The organism is Mycobacterium sp. 050134 (assembly GCF_036409085.1).
Classification (GTDB): Bacteria; Actinomycetota; Actinomycetes; order Mycobacteriales; family Mycobacteriaceae; genus Mycobacterium.
This window is the reverse complement of record NZ_JAZGLV010000001.1, coordinates 241,368-265,505: the sequence shown is the minus strand read 5'-3', so window position 1 is coordinate 265,505 and position 24,138 is coordinate 241,368. Positions and strand designations below refer to the sequence as shown.

25 protein-coding genes are annotated in these 24,138 nt (G+C 68.3%); 8 read left to right on the top strand and 17 right to left on the bottom strand.

Translation table 11 applies throughout. The features are described from left to right. The first annotated feature begins 72 nt into the window (after nt 1–72). Complete coding sequence (gene purM, locus SKC42_RS01370; RefSeq protein WP_330962518.1) at nt 73–1,167, top strand: phosphoribosylformylglycinamidine cyclo-ligase; 1,095 nt, start codon at nt 73–75, stop codon at nt 1,165–1,167. Nucleotides 1,168–1,225: 58 nt separating this feature from the next. On the opposite strand, the gene SKC42_RS01365 is transcribed toward purM, so the two are convergent. The 3 genes from SKC42_RS01365 to SKC42_RS01355 all read right to left on the bottom strand — a co-directional run bounded on the left by SKC42_RS01365 (nt 1,226) and on the right by SKC42_RS01355 (nt 3,042). Continuing rightward, complete coding sequence (locus SKC42_RS01365; protein ID WP_330962517.1) at nt 1,226–1,411, bottom strand: DUF3073 domain-containing protein; 186 nt, start codon at nt 1,409–1,411, stop codon at nt 1,226–1,228. 146 nt (nt 1,412–1,557) lie between these two features. Further along, complete coding sequence (gene ygfZ / locus SKC42_RS01360; RefSeq protein WP_330962516.1) at nt 1,558–2,652, bottom strand: CAF17-like 4Fe-4S cluster assembly/insertion protein YgfZ; 1,095 nt, start codon at nt 2,650–2,652, stop codon at nt 1,558–1,560. 9 nt (nt 2,653–2,661) lie between these two features. Then, on the bottom strand, nt 2,662–3,042 hold the full coding sequence (locus SKC42_RS01355; RefSeq protein WP_330962515.1) for a metal-sensitive transcriptional regulator: 381 nt from the start codon (nt 3,040–3,042) through the stop codon (nt 2,662–2,664). 159 nt (nt 3,043–3,201) lie between these two features. Here SKC42_RS01355 and SKC42_RS01350 point away from each other — a divergent pair, with 159 nt between their 5' ends. Both SKC42_RS01350 and SKC42_RS01345 read left to right on the top strand, forming a co-directional pair. Continuing rightward, nucleotides 3,202–3,783, top strand: coding sequence for a hypothetical protein (locus tag SKC42_RS01350; RefSeq protein ID WP_330962514.1), 582 nt, complete (start codon nt 3,202–3,204; stop codon nt 3,781–3,783). 82 nt (nt 3,784–3,865) lie between these two features. After that, entirely contained in the window at nt 3,866–4,735 is an 870-nt protein-coding gene (locus tag SKC42_RS01345; protein WP_330962643.1) for an aminodeoxychorismate lyase, read from the top strand. A 248-nt stretch (nt 4,736–4,983) separates the two neighbouring features. On the opposite strand, the gene SKC42_RS01340 is transcribed toward SKC42_RS01345, so the two are convergent. The 9 genes from SKC42_RS01340 to lmeA all read right to left on the bottom strand — a co-directional run bounded on the left by SKC42_RS01340 (nt 4,984) and on the right by lmeA (nt 13,060). Next, entirely contained in the window at nt 4,984–6,495 is a 1,512-nt protein-coding gene (locus SKC42_RS01340) for a sensor domain-containing protein (protein ID WP_330962513.1), read from the bottom strand. Nucleotides 6,496–6,575: 80 nt separating this feature from the next. Continuing rightward, entirely contained in the window at nt 6,576–8,978 is a 2,403-nt protein-coding gene (locus SKC42_RS01335) for a hypothetical protein (protein ID WP_330962512.1), read from the bottom strand. An 82-nt stretch (nt 8,979–9,060) separates the two neighbouring features. Then, nucleotides 9,061–9,732, bottom strand: coding sequence for an FABP family protein (locus SKC42_RS01330; RefSeq protein WP_330962642.1), 672 nt, complete (start codon nt 9,730–9,732; stop codon nt 9,061–9,063). A 140-nt stretch (nt 9,733–9,872) separates the two neighbouring features. Then, a complete protein-coding gene (locus SKC42_RS01325) occupies nt 9,873–10,175 on the bottom strand; it encodes a DUF1416 domain-containing protein (protein ID WP_330962511.1) in 303 nt (100 codons plus the stop codon). A gap of 1 nt (nt 10,176) precedes the next feature. Further along, nucleotides 10,177–11,010 (bottom strand): sulfurtransferase, encoded by an 834-nt coding sequence (locus SKC42_RS01320; RefSeq protein ID WP_330962510.1) that lies wholly within the window; start codon nt 11,008–11,010, stop codon nt 10,177–10,179. A 45-nt stretch (nt 11,011–11,055) separates the two neighbouring features. Continuing rightward, a complete protein-coding gene (locus SKC42_RS01315; RefSeq protein ID WP_330962509.1) occupies nt 11,056–11,529 on the bottom strand; it encodes a DUF4395 domain-containing protein in 474 nt (157 codons plus the stop codon). Between the two features lie 101 nt (nt 11,530–11,630). After that, nucleotides 11,631–11,723, bottom strand: a complete 93-nt coding sequence (locus SKC42_RS27650) for an Ms5788A family Cys-rich leader peptide (RefSeq protein WP_442931930.1) — start codon at nt 11,721–11,723, stop codon at nt 11,631–11,633. Between the two features lie 28 nt (nt 11,724–11,751). Beyond that, nucleotides 11,752–12,174 carry a thioredoxin family protein gene (locus tag SKC42_RS01310; RefSeq protein WP_330962508.1) on the bottom strand — a complete coding sequence of 141 codons (423 nt, stop codon included), beginning with the start codon at nt 12,172–12,174 and terminating at the stop codon, nt 11,752–11,754. A gap of 73 nt (nt 12,175–12,247) precedes the next feature. Further along, nucleotides 12,248–13,060 (bottom strand): mannan chain length control protein LmeA, encoded by an 813-nt coding sequence (gene lmeA / locus SKC42_RS01305; RefSeq protein WP_330962641.1) that lies wholly within the window; start codon nt 13,058–13,060, stop codon nt 12,248–12,250. Between the two features lie 176 nt (nt 13,061–13,236). Between lmeA and SKC42_RS01300 the strand changes: the two genes are divergently transcribed. The 4 genes from SKC42_RS01300 (at nt 13,237) to pstB (ending at nt 17,046) form a co-directional block, all read left to right on the top strand. Continuing rightward, a complete protein-coding gene (locus SKC42_RS01300; RefSeq protein ID WP_330962507.1) occupies nt 13,237–14,013 on the top strand; it encodes a winged helix-turn-helix transcriptional regulator in 777 nt (258 codons plus the stop codon). Beyond that, nucleotides 14,010–14,921, top strand: a complete 912-nt coding sequence (mshD, locus tag SKC42_RS01295) for a mycothiol synthase (RefSeq protein WP_330962506.1) — start codon at nt 14,010–14,012, stop codon at nt 14,919–14,921. Before SKC42_RS01300 ends, mshD begins: the two co-directional genes overlap by 4 nt. A 108-nt stretch (nt 14,922–15,029) precedes the next feature. Further along, nucleotides 15,030–16,157, top strand: coding sequence for a phosphate ABC transporter substrate-binding protein PstS (gene pstS, locus SKC42_RS01290; RefSeq protein WP_330962505.1), 1,128 nt, complete (start codon nt 15,030–15,032; stop codon nt 16,155–16,157). 112 nt (nt 16,158–16,269) lie between these two features. Then, complete coding sequence (pstB, locus tag SKC42_RS01285) at nt 16,270–17,046, top strand: phosphate ABC transporter ATP-binding protein PstB (RefSeq protein WP_330962504.1); 777 nt, start codon at nt 16,270–16,272, stop codon at nt 17,044–17,046. 3 nt (nt 17,047–17,049) lie between these two features. Here the strand turns inward: pstB and phoU are convergent, their stop codons facing one another. The 5 genes from phoU to SKC42_RS01260 form a co-directional block, all read right to left on the bottom strand. Continuing rightward, the gene (gene phoU, locus SKC42_RS01280; protein WP_330962503.1) at nt 17,050–17,718 is read right to left on the bottom strand and encodes a phosphate signaling complex protein PhoU; all 669 of its coding nucleotides are present in this window, start codon (nt 17,716–17,718) and stop codon (nt 17,050–17,052) included. A 55-nt stretch (nt 17,719–17,773) separates the two neighbouring features. Further along, nucleotides 17,774–19,894, bottom strand: a complete 2,121-nt coding sequence (locus SKC42_RS01275; protein WP_330962502.1) for an LCP family protein — start codon at nt 19,892–19,894, stop codon at nt 17,774–17,776. Nucleotides 19,895–20,093: 199 nt separating this feature from the next. After that, nucleotides 20,094–21,227, bottom strand: a complete 1,134-nt coding sequence (gene dusB / locus SKC42_RS01270) for a tRNA dihydrouridine synthase DusB (RefSeq protein WP_330962501.1) — start codon at nt 21,225–21,227, stop codon at nt 20,094–20,096. A gap of 6 nt (nt 21,228–21,233) precedes the next feature. Then, on the bottom strand, nt 21,234–22,250 hold the full coding sequence (locus tag SKC42_RS01265) for an acyl-ACP desaturase (RefSeq protein WP_330962500.1): 1,017 nt from the start codon (nt 22,248–22,250) through the stop codon (nt 21,234–21,236). A 172-nt stretch (nt 22,251–22,422) separates the two neighbouring features. Further along, nucleotides 22,423–23,037: a TetR/AcrR family transcriptional regulator gene (locus SKC42_RS01260; RefSeq protein ID WP_330962499.1), complete on the bottom strand. Its 615-nt coding sequence runs from the start codon at nt 23,035–23,037 to the stop codon at nt 22,423–22,425. Nucleotides 23,038–23,102: 65 nt separating this feature from the next. On the opposite strand from SKC42_RS01260, the gene SKC42_RS01255 reads away from it, so the two are divergent. Then, nucleotides 23,103–24,128, top strand: a complete 1,026-nt coding sequence (locus SKC42_RS01255) for an oxygenase MpaB family protein (RefSeq protein WP_330962498.1) — start codon at nt 23,103–23,105, stop codon at nt 24,126–24,128. Nucleotides 24,129–24,138 lie beyond the last annotated feature (10 nt).

Genomic DNA, 24,138 nt, shown 5'->3' with positions numbered 1-24,138 from the left:
CCGGAAGCCTGTGCCCAGCCGCCGAGGACGCTCGATACCGGCGGTCGGGGCCGACCGGTAGCCTTTATCGCGATGACGGATCCCGGAAAAAGCCCCGGACGTGAGCCGGGCAGTCAGGGCATTACCTACGCGTCGGCCGGGGTGGACATCGAAGCTGGTGACCGCGCCGTCGAACTGTTCAAACCCCTGGCCACGAAAGCGACCCGCCCCGAGGTGCGCGGGGGGCTCGGCGGATTCGCGGGCCTGTTCGCGTTGCGGGGTGACTATCGCGAGCCGCTCTTGGCGGCGTCCACCGATGGCGTCGGCACCAAGCTGGCGGTGGCCCAGGCGATGGACAAGCACGACACCGTCGGCCTGGACCTGGTCGCCATGGTCGTCGACGACCTGGTCGTGTGCGGCGCCGAGCCGCTGTTCCTGCAGGACTACATCGCCGTGGGCCGTACGGTGCCGGAACGGCTGAGCGCGATCGTCTCCGGCATCGCCGAGGGATGCGTGCGCGCCGGCTGCGCGCTGCTGGGCGGTGAGACGGCCGAACACCCGGGCCTGATGGAGCCGGACCACTACGACATCTCGGCCACCGGCATCGGTGTCGTCGAGGCCGACGATGTGCTGGGTCCCGACCGGGTCAAACCCGGCGACGTCATCATCGGTCTCGGCTCTTCTGGCCTGCATTCCAACGGGTACTCGCTGGCCCGCACGGTCCTGCTGGAGATCGACCGGATGAACCTGGCCGGATACGTGGAGGAGTTCGGGCGCACGCTCGGCGAGGAGCTGCTGGAACCCACCCGGATCTACGCTAAAGACTGCCTCGCGCTGGCCGCCGAAACCCATGTGCGCACGTTCTGCCACGTAACCGGGGGTGGCCTCGCGGGCAACCTGCAGCGCGTCATCCCGCAAGGGCTGGTCGCCGAGGTGGACCGCGGCACGTGGACGCCCGCACCGGTGTTCGCGATGATCGCTCAGCGCGGCCGGGTCACGCGCGAGGAGATGGAGAAGACGTTCAACATGGGCGTCGGTATGGTCGCCGTCGTCGCGCCGGAGGACACCGATCGCGCGTTGGCCATACTGACCGCGCGGCATCTGGATTGCTGGGTGCTGGGAACCGTCTGCAAGGGCGGGAAGGAAGGCCCGCGGGCGAAACTGGTCGGGCAGCACCCGCGGTTCTAAAGGGGCTGGTGACAAAGACTGTGCCGATGACTACGTCATCGGCACAGTAGCGACGGTCTCAGCGGCGCCAGTCGTCCCGCTCGGCCCAGGATTCGTCGAGCCCGTCCTCCTCCAGCTCGCTGGAGTCGTCGGCGCTCGTTCCCGACAGCTCGCGCTGTAGCCGCTGAAAGTCGGTTTGCGGGGAACTGTATTTGAGTTCTCTCGCAACCTTGGTCTGCTTCGCCTTAGCCCGGCCGCGGCCCATGGGGGAACCCCCTCGCGCAATAACGGAGCGGCCTAACAAGTAGGCGGCTCCGATCTCCTGGTGTCGTTATTGTCCTGTCGACAGTTTACCGTGCCTCACGGCCGGACGTCGTGCCCCCTGCCCGCTGTGGCGGACGTCATCGACGATTATCTCGCACCGCCCCGCAACCGTTCAACGGCCAACCGCCCGGCTCCCACCCCTTCGGCGGGTGGCAGCGAATCGGCGTCGATCGCCGCGGCCACCGAGCCTTCGGGACCGGTCGTCAGGGTGGTGTCCGCGGGCAGGCCGCGTTTGACGAGGGCGAGCGCCACCGGCCCGAGGTCCACGTGGTCGACCACCGTACCCAGCCGCCCGATGACGCGGCCGCCGGCCAGGACGGCGTCTCCGGTCGACGGTCGCTCCACCGAGCCGTCCAGATGGAGCATCACCAGCATCCGGGGCGGCCGACCGAGGTTGTGCACCCGCGCGACGGTCTCCTGACCGCGGTAGCAGCCCTTATCGAGGTGGACGGCCCCCTCGCCGGGGCCGCCGATCCAACCGACTTCGTGCGGGATCGTGCGTTCGTCGGTGTCGACACCCAGCCGGGGGCGCAGCGCGGCCACCCGGTGGGCCTCGTAGGCCCACACGCCGGCCGGTCGCAGGCCGGCCGCCGTCAAGCGGCTCCACCATCCCGCCGCCTCGGCGCGCGGAAGCACCAGGTCCAATTCGATCTGGCCGACCGGGCCGCCCGGCATCCGCCGCGCAAAGCCGCCGCCGGGCAACGGAACCGCGGTCGGCTGTGTGGGCAGAGCCTCGAGGCCGAGCGCGCCGAGCACTGCATCGTCGGCGAGCCGGGGGCCCAGGAGCGACAGCACCGCCATGTCGGCGGCGGACGGCGTCACCTCGGACCAAAACACCATCTTGCGCAGATACTCCAGCAGCGGTGCGGCGCGCCACGGTTCGGTGTCGAGGTACGTGGTACCGCCCAGTTCGGTTTGGATCCAGTGGTCCTCGACCCGGCCCTGCCCGTCGAGGCTGAGATTCTGCGTGCTGGCGCCGTCGGGCAGCTCGCTGACGTGTTGGCTGGAGATGCTGTGCAACCACGTCTGGCGATCCTTGCCGGTCAGCGTGATGACCCCGCGGTGCGAGCGATCCACCACCACCGCCGCGGTTTCGGCAGCGCGCTGCTCACCCAGGGGATCGCCGTAGTGCCATACGGCGCCGGCGTCGGGTCCGGGATCGGGTGCTGGTACGGCGCTCACAGCTCAACTCTACGGATCCGTCGCCCCGCCGGGATTGACGGCAAACCCCCGCGTTCGGGCGGCGGCACCGAGGTCCGCGCCCCTGTCGCCATCGAGGCGCGCGTCCGGACCGGTCAGGGCGGGGCTGAACTTGAGCGCCGTCACGAGTTCGTCGATCGCGGACTGCCCTCGGCCGCCGATGACAGCCTCCGAGAAGCAGGTTTCCAGATGGTTGTGCAGCACCACCCGGTTCGTTCGCTCGAGCGCCGACTGCACCGCGGAAATCTGCTTCATGACGTCGACGCAGTAAGCGTCCGCCTCGAGCATCCGGATGATCCCGTCCAGATGGCCCCGCACTGTCTTCAACCGATTGAGGGCGGCGCGCTTCTTTTCGGTCAGCTCGTGCGCCATCGCCCAGCCCCTCCCGTGCCCTCGCGACGGCCGCGACCAGCACCTCGCCAGTGTAGTGGCGCGTTACCCCCACCCCACCCTGGGTGGGGGTAACGTGGGCGGTGGCGGATGCTGGGCCCGTGTCGATGCGCGTCCGGCGTCGAGACGGAAGGGGCCGCCATGGGGGCTTTGACGCGGCGGGCCGCCCTGGTCGCGCTCGGTGCCGGCTCCGGGGCCGCCGTCTTCGGCTACCTCCTCCGTGGGGTCATGAAGTGGCCGATCCCGGACGTGCGGCTGGCCGATCATGACGGCTGCATGGGCGTCGGCCACGCGGACATGATGCGTTACGCCGAGATGTTCCGGCGGCACACGGAGATCACCCGCAGCGTCGACGACATTCCCGGCGGGGTGCGCACGACCACCCGGTCGAGCGCACCCGACCTGGTGGCCCAACTGCAAGCCCACGTCTCGAGCATGTATGCGCGACTCGACCAGCGCACTGAGGTCATGTGTGCGAGCGCCAGCCTGCCCACGCTGTTCCGACGGGCCGGCGGTTACCGCCGCGTCATGACCCTGACGCCGGACGGCGTGATCACCGAGGAGACCTCCGACGATCCCGCACTGACCGACGTGATCCGTGCGCACGCGCAAGAGGTGTCCGGATTCGTGCGCGACGGCATGCCGGCGGCGATGCGGGGAATGATGGGCTGCGACATGATGGGTCCCGGAATGATGGGGCCGGGGATGATGAACCGCCCCTGACGCTGTCGCGTCGACTGCCGAGCCGGCACCGCGCCTTCCGGACCCGCGATTAGGCTGCCATTTCATGGCCGGTGAGATGGGCGTGATCGTCACCCTGGACGGCAAGGCGCATCCGCCGGATGTGCCCCTGCTGCACGCCGACGACCTCGCTGTCGTTCGGGGCGACGGCGTCTTCGAGACGCTGCTCGTCCGCGACGGCGCGGCCTGCCTGGTGGAATCGCACCTGCAGCGGTTGGCCCAGTCGGCCAAAGCGATGGATCTGGCCGCCCCGGATCGCGAAAGCTGGCGGCAAGCGATCGGCGTGGCCGCCCGGCGATGGGCCGATCACACCACCGGCGAAGGCGCGATGCGGCTCATCTACAGCCGTGGCCGCGAGGGCGGCTCGGCGCCGACCGCCTACGTGATGGTCACCGCCGTCCCTGACCGGGTGACGGCGGTGCGGCGCGACGGGATCGCGGCGATCACGCTGGCCCGCGGGTTGTCCGCCGCCGGTGCCGACGCGATGCCGTGGCTGCTCTCCGGCGCCAAGACGCTGTCCTACGCGATCAACATGGCGGCGCTCCGTCACGCCGACAGCCAGGGCGCGGGCGACGTCATCTTCGTCAGCTCGGACGGCTATGTGCTGGAGGGCCCGCGATCGACGGTGGTGGTCGCCACCGAACCGGAGCCCGGCGGTGGCGACCGGTGCCTGGTGACGCCGCCCCCGTGGTACCCGATCCTGCGGGGCACCACCCAGCAGGCGCTGTTCGAGGTGGCGCGTTCCAAGGGCTACGACTGCGACTACCGCGCGCTCCGCGTCTCGGACCTGCATGGGGCCCAAGGGATCTGGCTGGTGTCGAGCATGACCCTGGCCGCTCGTGTGCACACGCTCGACGGGCGGCGGCTACCACCCTCGCCGCTGGCTGGTGATTTCGCACAACTGGTCGACTCGGCTGTCGTCTGTGATCGCTAAGCGCTGAATTGTGTTGTCGCCTCGCCCAATTACGGGTACGGTCGGCCGTACACAGGGAAGGAGGTGGTCCGCGAATTGTTAGCTTCATGGACATGTGAGGTGGCTGCGCGCTAGCAGCAGTGACTCGGATGAACCGGCCAATTGCGCTGGCGAATTCCCCGCAGTCACCCGGCCCCCGAGCTTCCGGTCTGTCCAACCAGGAGCTTTGCTCGGGGGCCGACCCATGTCACGACCCGGACGGAACGGAGCTATTGCTGCGCGACCCGGCCGGCTATCTGCTCGGCGATCCGGCCGGCCTCACCGGGCGCGACGTCCACCCCGCACAGCAACACGTCGATCACCACCTCGGACGCGGCGTGCAGCACGTGATGGCAAACCCGGTCGCCCCCGTCCGAAGGAACTCGCTCCTGCGCGATCCTGGGCGCGACGCCCGTCACCTGACCGAACGTGTAGGCATACGTCTTGCCGTTGACCGCCATCGTGACCGCCTGCCCCGCACAGGCTTTCCACTTCTCCGCCGACGCATCGACGAAGGCGCGGGCATTGTCGGCCGAAGCGAAGGTCACCACCGACTCGAACGCCCGGCGCGCCTGGTTCTCCCCGGGCGAGTGCACGGCCTGCCCCCGAGCCCCGACGAACCCCGTGGCGCCGGAGTACGCGCTGTCCTCGATCGGTTCGTACGCGCCGATGCAGTCGGGGAGGGACAGCGTGCCCCGGGTCGTGCGCAACTGGTCGACCTTGTCCGAGACGATCATGTTCGGGTCACCGACGATCGTGCCGATCTCCTGCGCGCCGAGCAGGTAGGAGTCGGGCTTGGTGGGGTTCGCCGAAGCGGTGGCACTGGGCGTCTGACCCGGGCTGGCCTTCGGGGCCGGCTTGCTGTTGCCGCCCTGGGTGGCCACCACGGCGACTACCGCGATCGCGGCCATGACGGCCGCCGCGGCCCCGCCGATGACGAGCAGGCGCTTGTTCGACCTCTTCGTCGCCGCGCCGCTTGCCGCGGGCTGGGCGGCGGCCGCCGAAGCGGGGGGAGCGGGCGAGGGTGCCGTGACGCGCTGGGTGGCCGCATCCTCCGGCGCCGGCGTGCCCTCCGCCGACCGGTCCCTGGCCTCGATTTCGGCGAGCACGTTGTCGATTTCGGTTCGGGTCCGGTAGGTGACGTCGTGCCGCAGGCGCAGCATCCGTAGCAGTTGGGCGATGTCGCCCCGGGCGCTCGGGTCGTCACCGTCCTCGTCGAACCCGGTGCGGAGCTCGATCAGCAATTGGGTCTGCTGCTGGGGGCTGAGTTCTTTCTCGGAAAGGGTGTTGCCCATCCGCGTGATGTAGCCGAACGGCACCGCCGGCTCATCGGGCAGCGGATCCGGCAGCGGCACGGGCGTGCTTTGCAGCGCGTGAACCGCCGTGACCAACTGAATGCCGGCATCCACGGTCGGATCCCGGTAGTCGATGATCTGCAACGTGGCAAGGGGATTCACCCGCATGCTGTCGATGTCGCCGATCTGCACGGGCAGGATCGGTCGGTTCAGCGCCCTGGCGTAGCGCAGCTCGGCCTGGCTCGGCTTGGACTGCAGCCAGTTGTTCGAGAGCGCGACGATGAACACGTCGCACGATCGGATCTGCTCGAGAATCTTGTTCCACCAGGACTCGCCGCCGCCGAGCTCCTGGTCGAACCACACCTGCTGTTGCGCGCGCCGAAGAGCGGTCGTCAACGCGTCGACCGTCGACCTGTCCTGGCTTGAGTAGCTGATGAACAGCGGCATCGCAGTCTCCTAGGTTGAGCGGGAGCGAACGAGCGGGGCGAAACCCTGCATGCGGCTATTGGACATGCGCCGATACCGTATCAGTGTCCAGGCCCATCGGCCTGCGGATTTGATTCGCCGCCACCGAGAACGCCCACTTCCGCGGGCGGCACGTATTCGGCGTAGCGGAGCGCGAATTCGTCTTTGGGGACCGGCCATTGCTCGCCTTGCTGCCCGCGCACGATCCAGTCGCCGTCGGCCGCCGCCGCGGGGCCCTCCAGGGTGTTGACGGTCTCGCCGGGCTGGGCGGGTCGCGCCTGGACCCTGCCCTTCCTTCGCCAGTGCCCGTCGCCCGCGGGCTCGTACGTCTCGCGGAAGATGTCGTCGCGCACCGACCAGACTTTGCCGTTTTCGTGCACCGCCCAGTCGCCGGCGCCGGCGCGCATCGTGTGCCCCGAATCCGACGTCCACGTCCACGGTCCGGTTTTTCGTTCCGCGGTGACCGTTCCCACCCGGGTGAACGAACGCCAGAGTGGGCGAGACCGGAAGCCGAGCTGGCGCAGGCTCCACAGCGTGCCCGCCAGGCTGCGCACCGCGGCGTTGAGCATGTCGGGGGTGCTCTGCACCACCGACCAGTCGACCAGCTTGTCATGGATCTTGCGTGAGTCGTCGCGTGGTGAACCGTATTTCCAGCCGTTGCGGCGGTAATAGCGGCACCAGTCCTCGTGTTCAGCCTGGGCCATGCTCATCGCGGAGCGCCGGTCGAAGCCCATCTGCGCAAGCTGCTCCAGCGGTGGCAGCCCCGCCATGTGGTGCCCGGACAACTGCGGCGGCGGGCTGCCCCAGGTGTTCCAGGTGTGTCCCGCGATCTGCTCCACCATCCACAGGGCGTTGCGCACCTGGCGCCGATTCGAGCCGCGATAGAACTCGCCGAGCTTGGCCCAGGGCTGGGTGGCCGGCGTCCGCGGGGCGGCGGCGGCGATCGTCGACACATACCGCTCGTGGATGAGCCGTGCGGCGCGCTCCCAGGTGTCCTGGACCTGCCCCTCACGGGTGTCGAGCACCAGGGAGTAGGACTGCAGCATGCCGACGACCTGAATCGAGTCGTCGGCGAGATTCGTATTGAGGTCCGAGACATACACCAACATCTCGGGGAAGCGGGCGGCCAGCCGAGTGCCGGTCGTCGCGCTGTGGGCGTCGACCAGGATCACCGCGCTGGTGGCCGGGTCACCATCACCGATCAGCTTGAGCAGGCCCCGTATCGTCGGCGGCTCGCCGATCGCGTCGATGGTCGGCCCCTCGGATATGAATCCCGCTTGCTGCCGGTAGAACTCGTGGTCGCGCAGGTACTCGTCGGCGTCCTTCTCGACGAGGGTGAGCGCCGGCAGCGGGACGGCCCCGGGCGGGGTGTAGAAGTCGCGTTCCAGCGCGCGGCGGGTCAGGTCGGCGCACAGAGCGAGCGTCAATTGCGAGGTGCCACAAACGAACACCCGCTTGACCTGCCCCGCCGCGACGATGCCGTCGAGCAGCCGGGCCGCGGTCACCTCGTACTTGCCGACCACGTCGGCGGCCCACCGGGTGTCGGAGCCGCCGAACTGCTGGGCGCGCCAGGCTTCGGCGAGCCAGGGGTCGTCCATCCGGACGATGAGAGGCAGCCGCCGCTTGTGTCCGACCTCGGCGAGCCGCCGACTGATCTGATCCAGCCACAACAGGTTGATCGCCGGGTCGGGCGCCATGAGATACAGCCGGGACAGGTGGCGCCACAGCCGCAGCGACACCAGCGTCTCCGGATTGTCGAAGTCCACCAGCACCACCCGGGCACCTTGCCTGCGCGCCCGTTGCACGCGGTCGTCGCCCGCGCCGGTGATGACGACCAAGGTGCTGCGGCGGTCGAGGGTGCGCGCGACCCCGCTGATCAGGGACTGGGTGTCGTCGTCGATCCCGACGATGACGGTGACGGAGTCGGCGAGGTTGGCCCGCAGGCGGTCCACCTGGGAGCGGAAGACGCCCACCACCACACCGCCCAGACCGGTGAAGATGGCCGCCAGCGCGGCGATCCGGGCGAGTTCGAGCCCGACCGGGGTGGGGGCGGGGCAGGTGCGGCCGCCAATCGAGAAGTCGCTGGTGCTGCCCTTGACCAGTTGTGCCGTCGCCATCAGCGGGGTGAAGAAGGCCGGGTGGTTGACGTCGTGGCAGCCCCAATACGAGGTCATGCCCAGCACGGCGCTCATGCTGATGAGCACAGCAATCACGGTGAAGGAAACCCCCACCATGCGGTGACTCCTGTCGGATCTGAACGTCAGCAGACACGCGACGACGATCACGGTCACCACGACCGCGAGGGTGGGCATCGATCCCGGACGGCCGAACCACGCGAGCCATCTCGGCAGCCCATCGATGAGGGCGGGCCGCAGCGCAAGCGCGGCCAGGTACGCGACGAGGAGCAGGCTGGTCCCGGTTGCCACCCAGCGCGGGGCGGCCGAGGGCGTCCTCGTGCGACCCATCCGCCGACCTACCTTTCTGCGACGGCGCGGAACTCGGCTGCTCGGACGACGAAACAGTACACGCAGAAAGGGGGAGCGGGGCCTATCCCGCGAACCGCGACAACCGCGCCGACAGGTGCGGTACCAGGCCGCCGTCGGCGTCGACCCGTTCCTCGACGTAGGCAAGGTCGCCGCCATCGACGATGCCGTAGAGCCGCTTGGCGCCACCGACCAGCACGCCCGACCGGCTGCGGGCCAGCGCGTCGGTCACCAATTCCCATGACGACTGGTTGCGCGGCCGTCCGTAGAACAATTCGACGTAGCCGGCCGAGTGTGCCAACAACAGCTCGATGGCCTGGGATTCGGTGGGATCGTCGGGGTCGTTGACGAAGCGCCAAAACCCCGTCTCACGCAATCCCGGCTGGTGGTACTGGCCCTCGTCGTCGAGCCGCCAGGACCGCGCTTCCCAATTCAGGTAGTCGCCGCCGTCGTGTGACACCACGATCTGCTGGCCGAACCGGTAGTCACCGTCGTGCGCGCGGCCCTCGCCCTCCCCGCGCCACACACCGACCAGCGGCAGCAGGGCCAGCAGGGCGTCGTGGAGGTTGGCGCCCTCGCGCAGGTTCGCGGTGTCCGCCGGAACCGGCAGATCGTCGAAGGACGGAATGTTGCGGGCCGCGGTCACCTTGGCGCGTTCGGCGGCGGCGGCCACCGCACGGTCGCCCGAGCCGGGCGGGTTCACCGATCCGTCGGGGTCCTCGCCGGCCGTCACGATTCGTCGGTGATGAGCCGGTACAGCGTGTACAGCGCGAACCAGGAAATCACCACGACGGACGCGACCAGCATGATCTCGAAGAAGAGCACCACGGCAACGAGTCTATTCGTCCCGCGGGGCTCCGGGCACATCCCGGTCGGTCAGGCGACCTTGACGTCCACCTCGTGGATGCCGGCGCCGGCCGGAGTCACGACGGCGTCGCCGTTGCCGATCCGCGACAGGGCGCGCAGCGTCCACGATCCCGGCGCGGCGAAAAAGCGGAACTCACCGGTCGCGGATGCGACGACCTCGGCGGTGAACTCGTCCGACGAGTCCAGCAAGCGCACGAACGCCCCACCCACCGTTTGGCCGTCGCTGTCCACGACGCGCCCGGTGATCACCGTTTCCTTCTCGAGGTCAACGCTGGCCGGCAACGTCAGTCCTTGCTTGGGTCCAGAGCACATATCAGCTTCCCAACTCGATCGGGGCGCCCACCAGGGAGCCGTATTCCGTCCAACTACCGTCGTAGTTCTTGACATTCCGATGCCCGAGCAGTTCGCGCAGCACGAACCAGGTGTGCGACGAGCGCTCCCCGATGCGGCAGTACGCGATGGTCTCCTTCGAATCGTCCAGACCGGCGGCGGCGTACAGCTTCGCGAGCTCCTCGTCGGACTTGAAGGTGCCGTCCTCGTTCGCGGCCCTGCTCCACGGGACGTTGATCGCCCCCGGGATGTGGCCCGGCCGTTGGCTCTGCTCCTGGGGCAGGTGTGCCGGCGCCAGGATCTTGCCGGAGAACTCGTCGGGGGAACGGACGTCCACCAGGTTCTTGACGTTGATCGCCGCGATCACCTCGTCGCGAAACGCCCGGATGGTGTTGTCGGGGGCGGCCGCCGTGTAGGAGGTCGCGGGCCGGGTAACGGTGTCGCTGGTCAGGGGCCGGCCGTCGAGTTCCCATTTCTTGCGTCCGCCGTCCAGCAGCTTTACCTGCGAGTGGCCGTAGATCTTGAAATACCAGTACGCGTAGGCCGCGAACCAGTTGTTGTTGCCGCCGTAGAGGACGACGGTGTCGTCGTTGGAGATGCCGCGTTCGCTCAGCAGTTTCGAGAATTGCTGAGCGTCGACGAAATCGCGCCTGATCGGGTCCTGAAGATCGTCACGCCAGTCCAGCTTGATCGCGCCGGGGATGTGCCCGACGTCGTAGATGCTGGTGTCTTCGTCGACCTCGACGAAGACGACGTTGGCGGCGTCGAGATTGCTCTCAGCCCAGTCGGGGGAGACCAGGACGTCGGAGCGAGCCATGGTGAGAGTCCTTTCGATCACTTCTAAAGCCGCGGGTCGGCGGGTCTATGCGGGTTGGGGGCCGCGGCGCAGGCGGGCGACCAGGGGGTAGATCTGGCAGCCCAGGCAGATGGCGAAGGCGGCATTCAGGAACGCGGCCACCAGGGCGGCCGCCGCGGCGATGACGCCCACCAGGAAGGCACCCGAAGCGAACCCGGCCGCGGCAACCACCGCAAAGACCAGGCCGACGAGCTGGGCGAATTTCAGGGGCGGCACGGGCTCGCGCTCCCGGACCGGCCCCAACCGCGGTGCGACGAGGACGGCGAAGAGCCGGCCGTACGGGTGACGGCGCGGACCGCCGACGGCGCCGACGGCGAAGATCACCGCCTGGACACCGAGAATGGCCGCGGACACCGGCGGACTGACTGCCGAGACGATGAGCGCGAGCACGAGCACGGCGGTCGTGATCCACGCGGCGAACCGCGGCCCGCGGACGTCGACGAGGCCCGGGTCAGTTGTGGTGGTGTTGCTGTTGGGCATGTGATTGCTCCTTGAAGATGCCTGTTGCGCGGAAAGGGGTGGGGGCACGCCACCGGGGACTCCGAGGCTGCTACGAGCGCGACGCAGAAAGGCGTGGCTGCTCAGCAGCTACAGCAGCAACAACAACAACCCGCAATGCGGCACAGATCGACTGCGCGGCGCTTGGTGAGCGAAGGCTCGAGGCGGGTTGGCACGCGGCCAGCTTACCCAATACCCCCGTCGTCAAGCCAACAGCGGTTCCAGCGCGGACCGCAGGTCGGCCGCCCTGGGCACTCCGGACGCGCGGTACCGCTGCCGACCCTCGACGTCGAAGATGAAGGTGGTCGGCAGCGACAGCACCGACAAGCGTTGGGCGGCCGCCGGGTTGGCGTCGAGGTCGATTTCGACGTGCGCGACGTCGCCCAGGTCGTGGCAGACCTGGTCGACCACCCGCCGAACCCGGTCGCACGGCCCGCACCATGGGGCGCTGAAGTGGACCACCGTCGGGCCACTGCTGGACAGGCCCAGTTCGGCCGTGTCGGGGTCGCTGCCGCCGGCGGGGCCGGGCTGCACTTCCCGAATGTGGCCCGAGCGGCGGGTCATCAGCCAGCCGACGAGGCTCGCCACGGCCAGGGCGGCGACGATCGTGACGATGACGGTGGTCATTCGCGCCAATCTCCCCCGCAAGCGGGAGGTGCCCCCACCTCAGCACTGCGTTCTGGATCGACGATCGCGCGCGTCATGACTGCTTGAACCCCTCGAGGGTCACCGTTACTCCCCGGGTGATGCCCTCGACGATCACGTCGGAGCCGCGCACCCCCTCCGATGTCGGCGCCACCCCGAACGGCAGTCTCTGATCGGGCAGCCTGAGAGTGAACGCATGCAGCACAGCGTCGCGCTTGTCGTCCGGGACCTGCTGGTTGGCGGTGTCTGGGCCCAGCAGGACCCCAGTCGGCGTGAACACCAGCGTCGCCTGGTCGTCGGGGGCGATGGAGAGGTCCACCGAGACGCTCACCCGGTGGTCGAAGTTGGCCGACTTCGGTGTCCCGCTGAACACCAGCCCGTGGCTGCCGGAGATCCCTGACTCGGTGGTCCCGCCGGTGGCGTCGTTGGTCTCCTGCGGCGGCGCCTCGACCATCAGATCGCTCATGCCCATGTAGCGGCCCAGGTGCATCGAGTCGATGATGATCCGGCTTTCCAGCTTGCCCACCGGCAGTTTCGCGTCGGGTCTGATGAGCCACGACGCGTAGGTCAGGTCGATCGAGTGCATCGTCGCCTCGAGCGTGGCCTTGCCGACGACCGCATGATCGACGGCGTTGGCCTTGATCTCGAGTTCGTTGTAGTGGTCGCGCATCGCCTGCGGAATGAACGGGAAAGCCAGGATGGCGACGAACGGGTCGGACTGCAGATTTGCCGCCTTGCGGACGGTTGAAGACAGCCGGTATTCGGCGTAGATGCTGGTCCCGTAGTCGACGCCGACGGCGGCGACCGCGAGCACGGCCGCGGTGACCGCCGTCGCCAGCGCCGCGATCAGCACTTTGCGCACTCGCATATTGTGGCGCAGTTGGTTGCCGTCGCCGCGCTCGGATCGCCCCGTGGCCGGGCTCACACTTACTTTTACGCCGGGCCAGCGGCCTGGTCACACGTTATCGTTAGATGACCTGGCCACTAACGCGTGATTGCGTCACCAATGGGATATGCCTTTCCCACGAGCTGGAGGGGCCTTAGTTGGAGCTGTTACTGCTGACCGCGGAGTTGCATCCGGACCCGGTCCTGCCGTCGTTGTCGCTACTTCCCCACACTGTCCGGACGGCTCCTCCAGAACCGTCGTCGTTGCTGGAGGCGGGCACCGCCGATGCCGTTCTGGTCGATGCGCGCACCGATCTGTCCTCGGCCCGGGGCCTGTGCCGCCTGTTGAGCACGGCCGGGCGGTCCATCCCCGTCCTCGCGGTGGTGAGCGAGGGTGGCCTCGTGGCCGTCAGCGCGGATTGGGGCCTCGACGAAATCCTGCTGCCCAGTACCGGGCCGGCCGAGATCGACGCCAGGCTGCGGCTGGTCGTCGGCCGCCGCGGCGGCCTGGCGGATCAGGAGAGCGCCGGCAAGGTGAGCCTCGGCGAGCTGGTCATCGACGAAGGCACCTACACCGCGAGGCTGCGGGGACGCCCGCTCGACCTCACCTACAAAGAGTTCGAGCTGCTCAAGTACCTGGCCCAGCACGCCGGCCGGGTCTTCACCCGCGCGCAGCTGCTGCACGAGGTGTGGGGCTACGACTTCTTTGGTGGCACCCGGACCGTCGACGTGCACGTGCGTCGACTGCGGGCCAAACTCGGACCCGAGTACGAGGCGCTGATCGGCACGGTGCGCAACGTGGGTTACAAGGCGGTCCGGCCGGCGCGGGGGCGTGCACCGATCGCCGACCCCGATGACGCCGACGACCTGGATGCCGACGACTCCGAGCCGATGGACCTGCGAGATCCGCTGGTTGACCCGTTGCGCAGTCAGTGACCTCGCCCGAGTGGCGTTCGGCGCTGTTAGCCGACGAGCAGCGGGAGGTTCGCGAATTAATTGCTGCGGCAACGAAATTCGACGGGGTCGCGCCCGTGGGCGAACAGGTCCTGCGCGAACTGGGACATGACCGGACGGGCCATCTGGTGGTGAGGGGCGGCGGGGCCCACGGGGTCGTCGGGTATCTCAACCTCAGCCCGCCGCACGACGGGGGCGCGGGCATGGCGGAGCTGGTGGTCCACCCCCAGAAGCGCCGACGCGGGATCGGCGCGGCGTTGGTGCGCGCGGCGGCCGCCAAAACCTCCGGGAGCAACCGGTTCTGGGCGCACGGAACGCTCGAGGCCGCCCGGGCGACCGCCTCCGCGCTGGGCCTGATTCCGGTGCGCGAGCTGCTCCAGATGCGAAGGTCGCTACGCGACAGCCCGGAGCCGGGGTCCGCTCCGCCCGGGGTTCGGATTCGTACGTACGCCGGGGCCGAGGACGACGCCGAATTGCTTCGCGTCAACAATGCCGCCTTCGCCACCCACCCAGAACAGGGTGGCTGGACCGAGGCGGAGCTGATCGAGCGGCGCGGCGAGCCGTGGTTCGACCCGGAAGGCCTGCTCCTGGCGTTCGACGGGCGGGGCAGGCTGCTCGGTTTCCACTGGACCAAGATCCACCTCGACCAGCCGGGCCTGGGTGAGGTCTACGTCGTCGGCGTCGACCCGTCTGCGCAGGGCCTCGGCCTGGGCAAAACGCTGACGGCCGTAGGAGTGGCCTCACTGGCGCGCCGGCTGGCGGGATCGCCAGAACCGACCGTCATGCTCTACGTGGAGGCCGACAACACCGCCGCCGTGCGGACCTACCAGGGCTTGGGCTTCACCACCTTCAGCGTCGACACCGCATACGCGGCGGCGGGCCGCGGCTGAGCGAGCCACTTCGGGCGCGCGGGCGCATACTTTCGCAGTGACTTGGCTACCTCCCTCGGGGTGGCCGGTGAGCCGCATTCGTCCGGGGCGTGTCAGGGAGCGAGATCGGTGAGGCTCGTTGGGGAGGGTGGGGCGCTGGCCCCGGTGGCTTTTGCGGTGGCGATGGCGCTCTGCGCCGGGACGACGGTGGCCTGTGGGATCGACGGCGGCCGCGGCGCCTCGTTGACCGCCGCGCGCGGATCCGTCGGCCCGCCGGCCTGCGGGGGTAAGAACACTTTGACCGCCGAAGGGTCGACCGCCCAGCAGCGCGCGCTCGCCATGTTCAATCAGGTGTGGGGTAGGTACTGCGCGGGCAAGAGCATCTCGTACAAGCCCAGCGGCTCCGGCGCGGGCCGCGAGCAGTTCATCGCCGGTCACGTTGATTTCGCGGCGTCGGACTCGCCGCTGGTGGCCGATCAGATCGGGCCGGCAGCCAAGCGCTGCGACGGCAACCCGGCGTGGGACCTGCCCGTCGCCTTCGGGCCCGTCGCGCTCGTCTACAACCAGCCGGGCGTCCCCGGCCTGGTGGTCAGTAGCGACGCCCTGGCCAGGATCTTCAGCGGCCGGATCACGACCTGGAACGATTCCATCCTGGCGGCGCTCAATCCCGGCGTCGCGTTGCCCGACACCAGGATCGTGCCGATTTATCGGTCGGACTCTTCGGGAACCACCGACAACGTGCAGAAGTATCTGACGGCCGCGGCTCCCCAGAGCTGGGCCAAGGGTGTCGGCACCGACTTCCTGGGCGGCGTCGGCGACGGCGCGCCCGGATCGGATGGGGTCGTCGCGGCCGTGCGCAGCACGCCGGGTGCGCTCGGGTACGTCGAGAAAGGCTTCGCCGACCAGGCCGGTGTGCCCTATGCCCGGATTGCGACCAGTGGCGGTGTCGTTCCGCTCACCGACCAGACGGCGGCCGGCGGCGTCAGGGCAGCCACGTTCGTCGCCGACGGCAACGACCTGGTGCTCGACCTCAACCCGATGTACAGCACTCAGGAGGCGGGCGCTTATCCGCTGGTTCCGGCCAGTTACGAAATTGTCTGCTCGAAGGGTTACGACCGGGACACCGCCGGCGCGGTCAAGTCGTTCCTCACCGCCGCCGCCGGTGACGGGCAGGCCACCCTGCCGTCGGCCGGTTACGTTCCGCTGCCCAACAATGTCAAGCAGCGGCTGGTCACGGCCATCGATGCGATGCAGTGACCGACGCGCGGCGCCCATCGGTTGTGAGGGGACGCGCCAGGCCTCATCCTGGTGAGCGCCACCATCAGGATCGGGGCGCGCCGGATGCGCCGACACTAGGCAGGAGCGTTAAGTGGCCAAGAGGCTGGACCTCAAGAGCGTCAACATCTATTACGGGTCGTTCAAGGCCGTCGCGGATGTGACCTTGTCGGTTCTGCCCCGCAGCGTGACGGCTTTCATCGGCCCGTCGGGCTGCGGCAAGACGACCGTGCTGCGCACCCTGAACCGGATGCACGAGGTGGTCCCCGGCGCCCGGGTCGAGGGCAGCGTGCTGCTCGACGACGAGGACATCTACGGCCCCGGTGTGGACCCGGTCGGGGTGCGCCGCGCGATCGGCATGGTCTTCCAGCGGCCAAACCCCTTCCCCGCCATGTCGATTGGCGACAACGTGGTGGCCGGGTTGAAGCTGCAGGGCGTGCGCAACCGCAAGGTGCTCGAAGAGACGACCGAACGGTCGCTTCGCGGCGCCAACCTGTGGGACGAGGTGAAGGACCGCTTGGACAGGCCGGGGGGCGGGCTGTCGGGCGGTCAGCAGCAGCGGCTGTGCATCGCGCGGGCCATCGCCGTCCAGCCCGACGTGTTGCTGATGGACGAACCGTGCTCTGCCTTGGACCCCATCTCCACGATGGCCATCGAGGACCTGATCAGCGAGCTCAAGCAGGAGTACACGATCGTCATCGTGACCCACAACATGCAGCAGGCCGCGCGGGTGAGCGACATGACGGCGTTCTTCAACCTGGAGGCCACGGGCAAGCCCGGCCGGCTGGTCGAGCTCGACGACACCGAGAAGATCTTCTCCAACCCGAGCCAGAAGTCGACCGAGGACTACATCTCCGGCCGCTTCGGCTAGGCGCTAACGCGACGCGGGCTTGGCGTCGTCTTCGGGGAGGCTGCCGGTCGCCTGGAAGATGACGCGGCGTGCCACCTCGACGGCGTGGTCGGCGAAGCGCTCGTAGAACCGGCCGAGTAGCGTCACGTCGACGGCGGCCGCCACGCCGTGCTTCCATTCCCGGTCCATCAGCACCGAGAACAGATGCCGGTGCAGGTCGTCCATGGCGTCGTCTTCTTCGCGGATCCGGGCGGCCTTCTCCGGGTCACGGGACAGCACGACCTCTTGCGCGCTGTTCCCCAAATCGACTGCCACTCGACCCATTTCGGCGAAATAACCGTTGACCTCTTCGGGCAGCGCGTGTTGCGGGTGCCGGCGGCGCGCGATCTTGGCGACGTGCAGCGCCAGCGCGCCCATCCGGTCGATGTCGGCGACCATCTGGATGGCGCTGACGATGGACCTGAGATCGCCGGCCACCGGCGCCTGCAGCGCGAGCAACACGAATGCGCTCTCTTCGGCGCGGGCGCTCAGCGTCGCGATCTTCTCGTGATCGGAGATCACCTGTTCGGCCAGCACGAGGTCGGCCTGTAGCAGGGCTTGGGTGGCGCGCTCCATGGCGATCCCGGCCAGCCCGCACATCTCGCCGAGCCGCTCGGACAACTCGTCGAGCTGCTCATGATAAGCGGTCCGCATATCGCAAGCCTACGTTCTCCACGTGGAAAACGGGCAGCGCAGCGGTTAATCTCGGCTACTCGCAGGTGGTGTCGGCGGCGTTGGTGACCGTCAGGTCCTCGGGAAGCTTGACCGGCGCGCTGCCGGCGCTGCGTTCGATCTGCATGCTGACCGACGACCCGCTCGGGGCGGGAGCGGCCACCGCGTTGAAGTCGGGGCCGAGCACCACCTGGACCACCTGCCCGTAGCCGGATACCCGCTGGACCTTCGCGTTGGCGAACGAGGACGCCACCGTGGCCGCGGCCTGCTCGTTGCCCGGCGAGAACAGGACCGTCGTCGTGTTCACCGAGCTCGGATAGTCGTCCGGGGTCATCACGTTGAAGCCGTTGCGCTTGAGCTGACTCGTCGCGTTGGCTGCCAGGCCGCTCTGTGTGGTCGCGTTGGATACCCGCACGGTGACGTCACCCGGCGCGGTCGTGGTGATCTGTTCGTGCTGCGCCTCGGGTACCGGGGCGGGCGTCGGCGTCTTCTTGGTGGTGGGCACCTTCGTGGGGCCCGCGGTCGGGCCGATGTCGTTCAGCGGCTGGGCGTTCTGGTCGTTCTCCTCGGGGAGCGGGTCGTCGTTGATGATGGCGTCGAAGAGGGCTCGCATGTCGGCCATCCGCGGCGGCTCGTCGCCGTTCTGGTCGGTCACACCGGTCGGCACGGTCACGAACGTCATGTGCCCGGCGGCCATGCCCTGCAACGATTGTCCGAGCTGGACGAGGTCCTTGGTCTTGACGTTGTCCACGTAAGTGTCGCTGATGAACAGGTTGACGACGTTGTTCAGCTTGTTGGGATCTAGCAGGGTGTCCTCGGAGATGAGCGACCGCAGCAGCGAGGACAAGAACAGCTGCTGGCGCTTGATGCGTCCATAGTCACCGTTGGTTTCCGTGGTGACCTGGCGGGCTCGGACGTAGTTCAGCGCCGTCGACCCGTCGAGGACCTGGCGTCCCGCGTGTTCGAGGACGGTGCCCAATTCGTAGTCGTGCAGCGGGGTTTTGGTGCACACCTCGACGCCGCCGAGTGCGTCGACCATGCGGGCGAAGCCGGCGAAGTCCACGGCAATGAAGCGGTTTATGCTCAGGCCGGACAGCTTCTGGATTTCCTTCACCAGACACTTCGGACCGCCGAAGGAGAAGGTCGAGTTCAGCTTGGTCTCCGTGTAGACCATCTTCGGTCCGAAAGTGCCCTTCTTCTCGTCGTAGACGGGCCCGTACTTACCGGTGTCCGGGTTCCAGGCCTCGCACTGGATGGGCGTGATCGCCAGGTCGCGGGGGAACGACACCGCGACCACCCGTTTCCGGTTCGCGGGGATGTTGACCAGCATCACGGTGTCCGACCGGGCGCCCCCGGCGTCTTCGCTGTCCCCGGCACCCATGTTGGCGTTCTCCCCGGCCCGGGAGTCCATGCCGACGATCAAGAAGTCCTCGTCGCCGTACTGCCCGCCGGGGTCGCGGATGTCCGACGAGTGGGGGTCGAGCGCACTGATCGTGTTGAGCCGGGCGTTCTTCGACGTGCTCCATTGCCAGGCCCCGCCCGTCATGGCCACCGCCAGCACCGCGAACAGGGCCGCAAGGGACCGCCCCGCTATGAGGATGGGACGGCGGCGCTGGCCGGACTGCGCGGCGTCGGCGGTTGCGGCTGCCCGCTTGCGTCTCCTCAGTCCGCGGCGCGGTCCGTCCGGTTCGGGCTGGTCGTCGTCGCCGGGGTAGTTGAGGGCGCTGAGGTCGGGCAGCTCCGAGACCACGCCGAGCGAGTAGGGCACCGCGTCGATCACCTGCGTGTCCTGCAGCTCGACCGGCAACTGAGGGGCGGGGTCCTCGTCGGCGGTCACGTGTCGATGGGTGGCCGGCTTCGGGGTGGCGCCACCGATCTTGGCGATCAGCTCCGCGACGGTCAGCGCGCCGTCGGTGTGACAGCCGGCCGTTGCGGCGTCGGTCTCCTCGGCCTCGGATTCGGGCTGGGCCTCGGCCGGCCCGGTGGGGGTGTCGGCGAACGGCTCGGCCTGCCAGCGGTGCAGGTCGTGATCGATGGATGGTTCCGCGAATCGCTCCCAAGGGGCGGCCACCGTCAGCCGTGGGCCCGGAGCGTCACCGTCGCCGGCGTCCGATGCGCGCTGGTGGTCAGGAGTGGCGTCGTGCCCGCCGTCACCCATGTCCTATCGCCTCCGAAACTCAACACTTCCGGACGTCGGGGCGTCCGCCGCGCACGTTTCTGTCATACCCGCCGCGGGGAGCGCGGCGTTTTCACGCTCGGTTGGTGGCCCGCTCGGATCCCCCACCGAAGCTCAATGCAACAAGGCCCACATCGTACTGAGTTATCGGGCCGAACGCGATTTCGGTGGCGGTGCGGGTTCAGCCGCCGGAGTGCATGACGTCGGCCCCCGACGGCACGGTGCAGTCGTCCGGGTCGGCCAGCCATCCCTCCGGCAGGGCGACGCGGGCGGGCGAGCCCTGCCGTCCCCGCGGCCCGGTGGCGGCATCGGGGAACGCGACGCTGCGGTCCAGGCGGTCCAACAGGGAATCCAGCTGGTCGAGGGTCTTGACCATCGCCAGATCCCGGCGCAGTTCGGACCCGGCGGGGAACCCGTGCAGGTACCAGGCGACGTGCTTGCGAATGTCGCGCATGCCCTTGTCCTCGCCGAAGTGCGCGGTAAGCAGTTCGCCGTGCCGGCGGACGATGTCGGCGACCTCGCCGAGCGTGGGCGGGGCGGGGGGAGGGCTGCCGGTGAACGCCGCCGAGAGCTCCGCGAACAGCCAGGGCCGGCCCAGGCAACCGCGGCCGATGACGACGCCGTCGCAGCCGGTGCTGGCCATCATCGCGAGCGCGTCACTGGCGTCGTAGATGTCGCCGTTCCCGAGCACAGGGATCGTCCGCACCTCCTGCTTGAGCCGCGCGATCTGCTCCCAGTCGGCGGTGCCGGAGTACCGCTGTGCGGCCGTGCGGGCGTGCAACGCCACCGCGGCCGCGCCCTCGGCTTCGGCGATGCGGCCGGCGTCCAGGTGGGTGTGGTGCTCGTCATCGATGCCAACGCGAAACTTGACGGTCACCGGGATCCGGGTGCCTTCGGTGGCCCGCACCGCGGCACCGACGATTTGCCCGAACAGACGCCGCTTGAACGGCAGTGCCGCCCCGCCACCGCGCTTGGTCACCTTCGGCACGGGGCAACCGAAATTCATGTCGATGTGGTCGGCCAGGTTCTCGTCGGCAATCATCCGCGCGGCGGCATAGGTGGTCGCCGGGTCCACGGTGTACAGCTGCAGCGAGCGCGGCGACTCGTCCGGCGCGAACGTCGTCATGTGCATGGTCACCGGGTGGCGCTCAACGAGCGCCCGTGCGGTCACCATTTCGCAGACATACAGGCCGCTGACCGTGCCGACCTTCGCCTGCTCCAATTCGCGGCAAAGCGTGCGGAACGCGACATTGGTCACGCCCGCCATCGGGGCCAGTACGACCGGGCTGGCGAGCGTGATCGAACCGATGCGCACGTTGAATTACCGGCGGCTCATCGCCAGCTTGCCCGCCGTCTTGTGCAGCTCGAAGGCCGTGGTCTTCTTGCCGGTGCGGGCCTCCCGCTCGAGCTGGCGCTGTTTGGAGATCTCGAACTTGTCGCACGCCGCCTCGAGTTCCTTGACCAGCACGGCAAGGTCGTCGCGCAACTCCGCCGCCTCACCGGTGAAGTCTTCGCGCTCGAAGATGCGCCACTTCTTGAGGACCGGCATGACCACGTCGTCGAGGTGGATGCGCGGATCGTAGACGCCTCCCATGGCGATGATCACGGCTTTGCGCCGGAACTCGGGCACCTGGAAGCCGGGCATCTGGAAGTGCCGCAGGATCAGGTGCAGCGACTTCATCGCCTGGTTGGGGACGAGTTCGAACGCGGCCTCGCTGACGTCGCGGTAGAAGATCATGTGCAGGTTCTCGTCGGCCGAGATCTTGGCCATCAACTGATCGGCGACCGGGTCGTTGCAGGCCTTGCCGGTGTTGCGGTGCGAGATCCGGGTGGCGAGTTCCTGGAAACTGACGTAGAGAACGGAGTCGGTGAGGCTGTTCGCGAAGTAGTGCCCCTGATGGTTCTGGCCGGGGCTGAAGCCGCGGTTGACCACCTCGATGCGGAGCTTCTCCAGCTCGACGGGGTCGACGGAGCGGGTCACGACCAGGTAGTCGCGCAGGGCGATGCCGTGCCGGTTCTCCTCGGCGGTCCAGCGGTTCACCCACTGCCCCCAGGCGCCGTCCATGCCCATGTTCATCGCGATCTCGCGGTGGTACGACGGGAGGTTGTCCTCGGTGACCAGGTTCTGCACCATCGCCACCTGGGCGACGTCCGACAGCCTGCTCTCCTCGGGGTGCCAGTCCTGGCCGCCGAGGGCGTAGTAGTTCTTGCCGTCGGACCACGGGATGTAGTCGTGCGGATTCCAGGGCTTATGCATGGTGATGTGCCGGTTGAGGTTCTTCTCGACGACCGGCTCAAGTTCGTGCAACAGCTGTAGGTCGGTCAGCTGGGCTGACATAGGGCCTCCAGTTATCTGTGTCTGCGGGTAGCAGTCAATATATCTGTGCCTCCCAGTAGCATCAAGTTTCCGCGCCGCGTGGCACGCCGCGATATGCGCCGGCTGCTAGAGGCACTCCGAGGGGTCTTGCCCCCTCTTTGCGGCTTGCCGGAACGGCTGCCGCTGAAACGCCTTACTCGGTTACTCCGGGCTCGGGCGAGGGCACATACGGGGCGGTCGTGGTGAACAGCATTCGGACGCAGTAGTCGATGAATTGCTTGCGGCTCGCGCCGAGTTGGCCGTTGAGGTAGGCGGTGAAAAGGCTCGACATACCGCCGACCAGGCTGGTCGCGATCATCTTCTGCAGCACCGGATCGCCGATCCGCGAGAGTTTGCGTTGCAGCAGGTCGACGAAATTGGGCATCCACTCGGCGCCCGACTGGGTCAGGACCGGTTCCACCGCGGGCGCCAGCAGGAGTACGCGGCCGCGCACGGGGTCGTCGACCATGAGCTCGACGAATTGTTCGACGGCTTCCTGTGGGGTCTTCGCGAGGGTGAGGGTATCCATCGCGCGTGTGCAGACGTCGTCGTACACCGCCTGTACGAATTCGTCGCGATCCGCGAAGCTCTCGTAGAAGTAGCGCTCGGTCAGCGCGGCTTTGCGGCATACCGCGCGCACGGTCAGCGCCGGGCCTCGGTCGTTGCCGAGCAGTTGCACGCCCGCGGCGATCAGGTTGTCCCGGCGGAGCGCCAGGCGACTCTCCAGAGGGACGCCGGTCCAACGGCTTCGTCGTTGACCCGTCGGCACATCGCTCCTAAGCTAGAAAATTGACAACGCACATAGTCAGAATTGTTGAATATGGGGATCTAATAGTGACTCAAGATACGTCTGCCGCCCGCCCGCGGACCAGCGGCTCAGCGCACGGCGATCCCGGCGGTCTCTCGAGCGGATGCCCGATGGGGCCCACGGGCTACGAGGCGCCGCCCGCCCCGCTCGGCCCCGAGTCGCTCACCTGGCGGTACTTCGGGGATTGGCGCGGCATGCTGCAGGGGCCATGGGCCGGCTCCATGCAGAACATGCACCCCCAGCTGGGTGCGGCGGTCGTCGACCATTCGACGTTCTTCATCGAGCGCTGGCAGCGACTGCTGCGCTCGCTGTATCCGATCGGGGGAGTGGTCTTCGACGGCGACCGCGCGCCGGTCACCGGCGCCGAGGTGCGCGAGTATCACACCGCCATCAAAGGTGTCGACGAGCAGGGCCGCAGGTACCACGCGCTCAACCCCGACGTTTTCTACTGGGCGCACGCCACCTTCTTCGTCGGCACCATTCATGTGGCCGAGCGGTTCTGCGGCGGCCTGACCGAGGCGCAGAAGCGCCAGCTGTTCGACGAGCACGTCGAGTGGTACCGCATGTACGGGATGAGCATGCGGCCGGTGCCGGCATCCTGGGAGGAATTCCAGGTCTATTGGGACGATATGTGCCGCAACGTGTTAGAGAACAACTGGGCGGCGCGGGCCGTGCTTGACCTGACCGAGTTACCCAAACCTCCCTTCGCTCAATGGGTTCCGGATTGGTTGTGGGCCGCGCAGCGAAAGCTCCTTGCGCCATTCTTCGTCTGGGTGACCGTGGGACTCTACGATCCGCCCGTTCGCGAGCTGATGGGTTACTCGTGGTCGGACCGCGACGAATGGCTGCACCGGCGCTTCGGTGATGTCGTTCGGCTGGCTTTCACGTTCGTCCCCGGGAGGTTCCGCAAGCACCCGCGCGCACGAGCCGGGGTCGACCGTGCTTTGGGCCGCATTCCCGCCGACACGCCGCTGGTGCAGACGCCCGCGCGAAATCTCCCGCCGTTGCGCGAGCGGGACGACCCGAAGCATTACTGCCCCAACGTGTCTTAGCCTCGGCGGG

What these genes read in the sequence shown, in the direction of transcription:
- SKC42_RS01275 (WP_330962502.1), bottom strand. Translation starts at nt 19,894, where the DNA reads ATGGGTGACGGCGGGCACGACGCCACTCCTGACCACCAGCGCGCATCG.
- phoU (WP_330962503.1), bottom strand. Translation starts at nt 17,718, where the DNA reads ATGCGGACCGCTTATCATGAGCAGCTCGACGAGTTGTCCGAGCGGCTC.
- SKC42_RS01350 (WP_330962514.1), top strand. Translation starts at nt 3,202, where the DNA reads ATGGGGGCTTTGACGCGGCGGGCCGCCCTGGTCGCGCTCGGTGCCGGC.
- SKC42_RS01315 (WP_330962509.1), bottom strand. Translation starts at nt 11,529, where the DNA reads ATGCCCAACAGCAACACCACCACAACTGACCCGGGCCTCGTCGACGTC.
- SKC42_RS01310 (WP_330962508.1), bottom strand. Translation starts at nt 12,174, where the DNA reads ATGACCACCGTCATCGTCACGATCGTCGCCGCCCTGGCCGTGGCGAGC.
- purM (WP_330962518.1), top strand. Translation starts at nt 73, where the DNA reads ATGACGGATCCCGGAAAAAGCCCCGGACGTGAGCCGGGCAGTCAGGGC.
- SKC42_RS01320 (WP_330962510.1), bottom strand. Translation starts at nt 11,010, where the DNA reads ATGGCTCGCTCCGACGTCCTGGTCTCCCCCGACTGGGCTGAGAGCAAT.
- SKC42_RS01325 (WP_330962511.1), bottom strand. Translation starts at nt 10,175, where the DNA reads ATGTGCTCTGGACCCAAGCAAGGACTGACGTTGCCGGCCAGCGTTGAC.
- SKC42_RS01340 (WP_330962513.1), bottom strand. Translation starts at nt 6,495, where the DNA reads ATGCCGCTGTTCATCAGCTACTCAAGCCAGGACAGGTCGACGGTCGAC.
- lmeA (WP_330962641.1), bottom strand. Translation starts at nt 13,060, where the DNA reads ATGCGAGTGCGCAAAGTGCTGATCGCGGCGCTGGCGACGGCGGTCACC.
- SKC42_RS01335 (WP_330962512.1), bottom strand. Translation starts at nt 8,978, where the DNA reads ATGGGTCGCACGAGGACGCCCTCGGCCGCCCCGCGCTGGGTGGCAACC.
- SKC42_RS01355 (WP_330962515.1), bottom strand. Translation starts at nt 3,042, where the DNA reads ATGGCGCACGAGCTGACCGAAAAGAAGCGCGCCGCCCTCAATCGGTTG.
- SKC42_RS01265 (WP_330962500.1), bottom strand. Translation starts at nt 22,250, where the DNA reads ATGTCAGCCCAGCTGACCGACCTACAGCTGTTGCACGAACTTGAGCCG.
- SKC42_RS01365 (WP_330962517.1), bottom strand. Translation starts at nt 1,411, where the DNA reads ATGGGCCGCGGCCGGGCTAAGGCGAAGCAGACCAAGGTTGCGAGAGAA.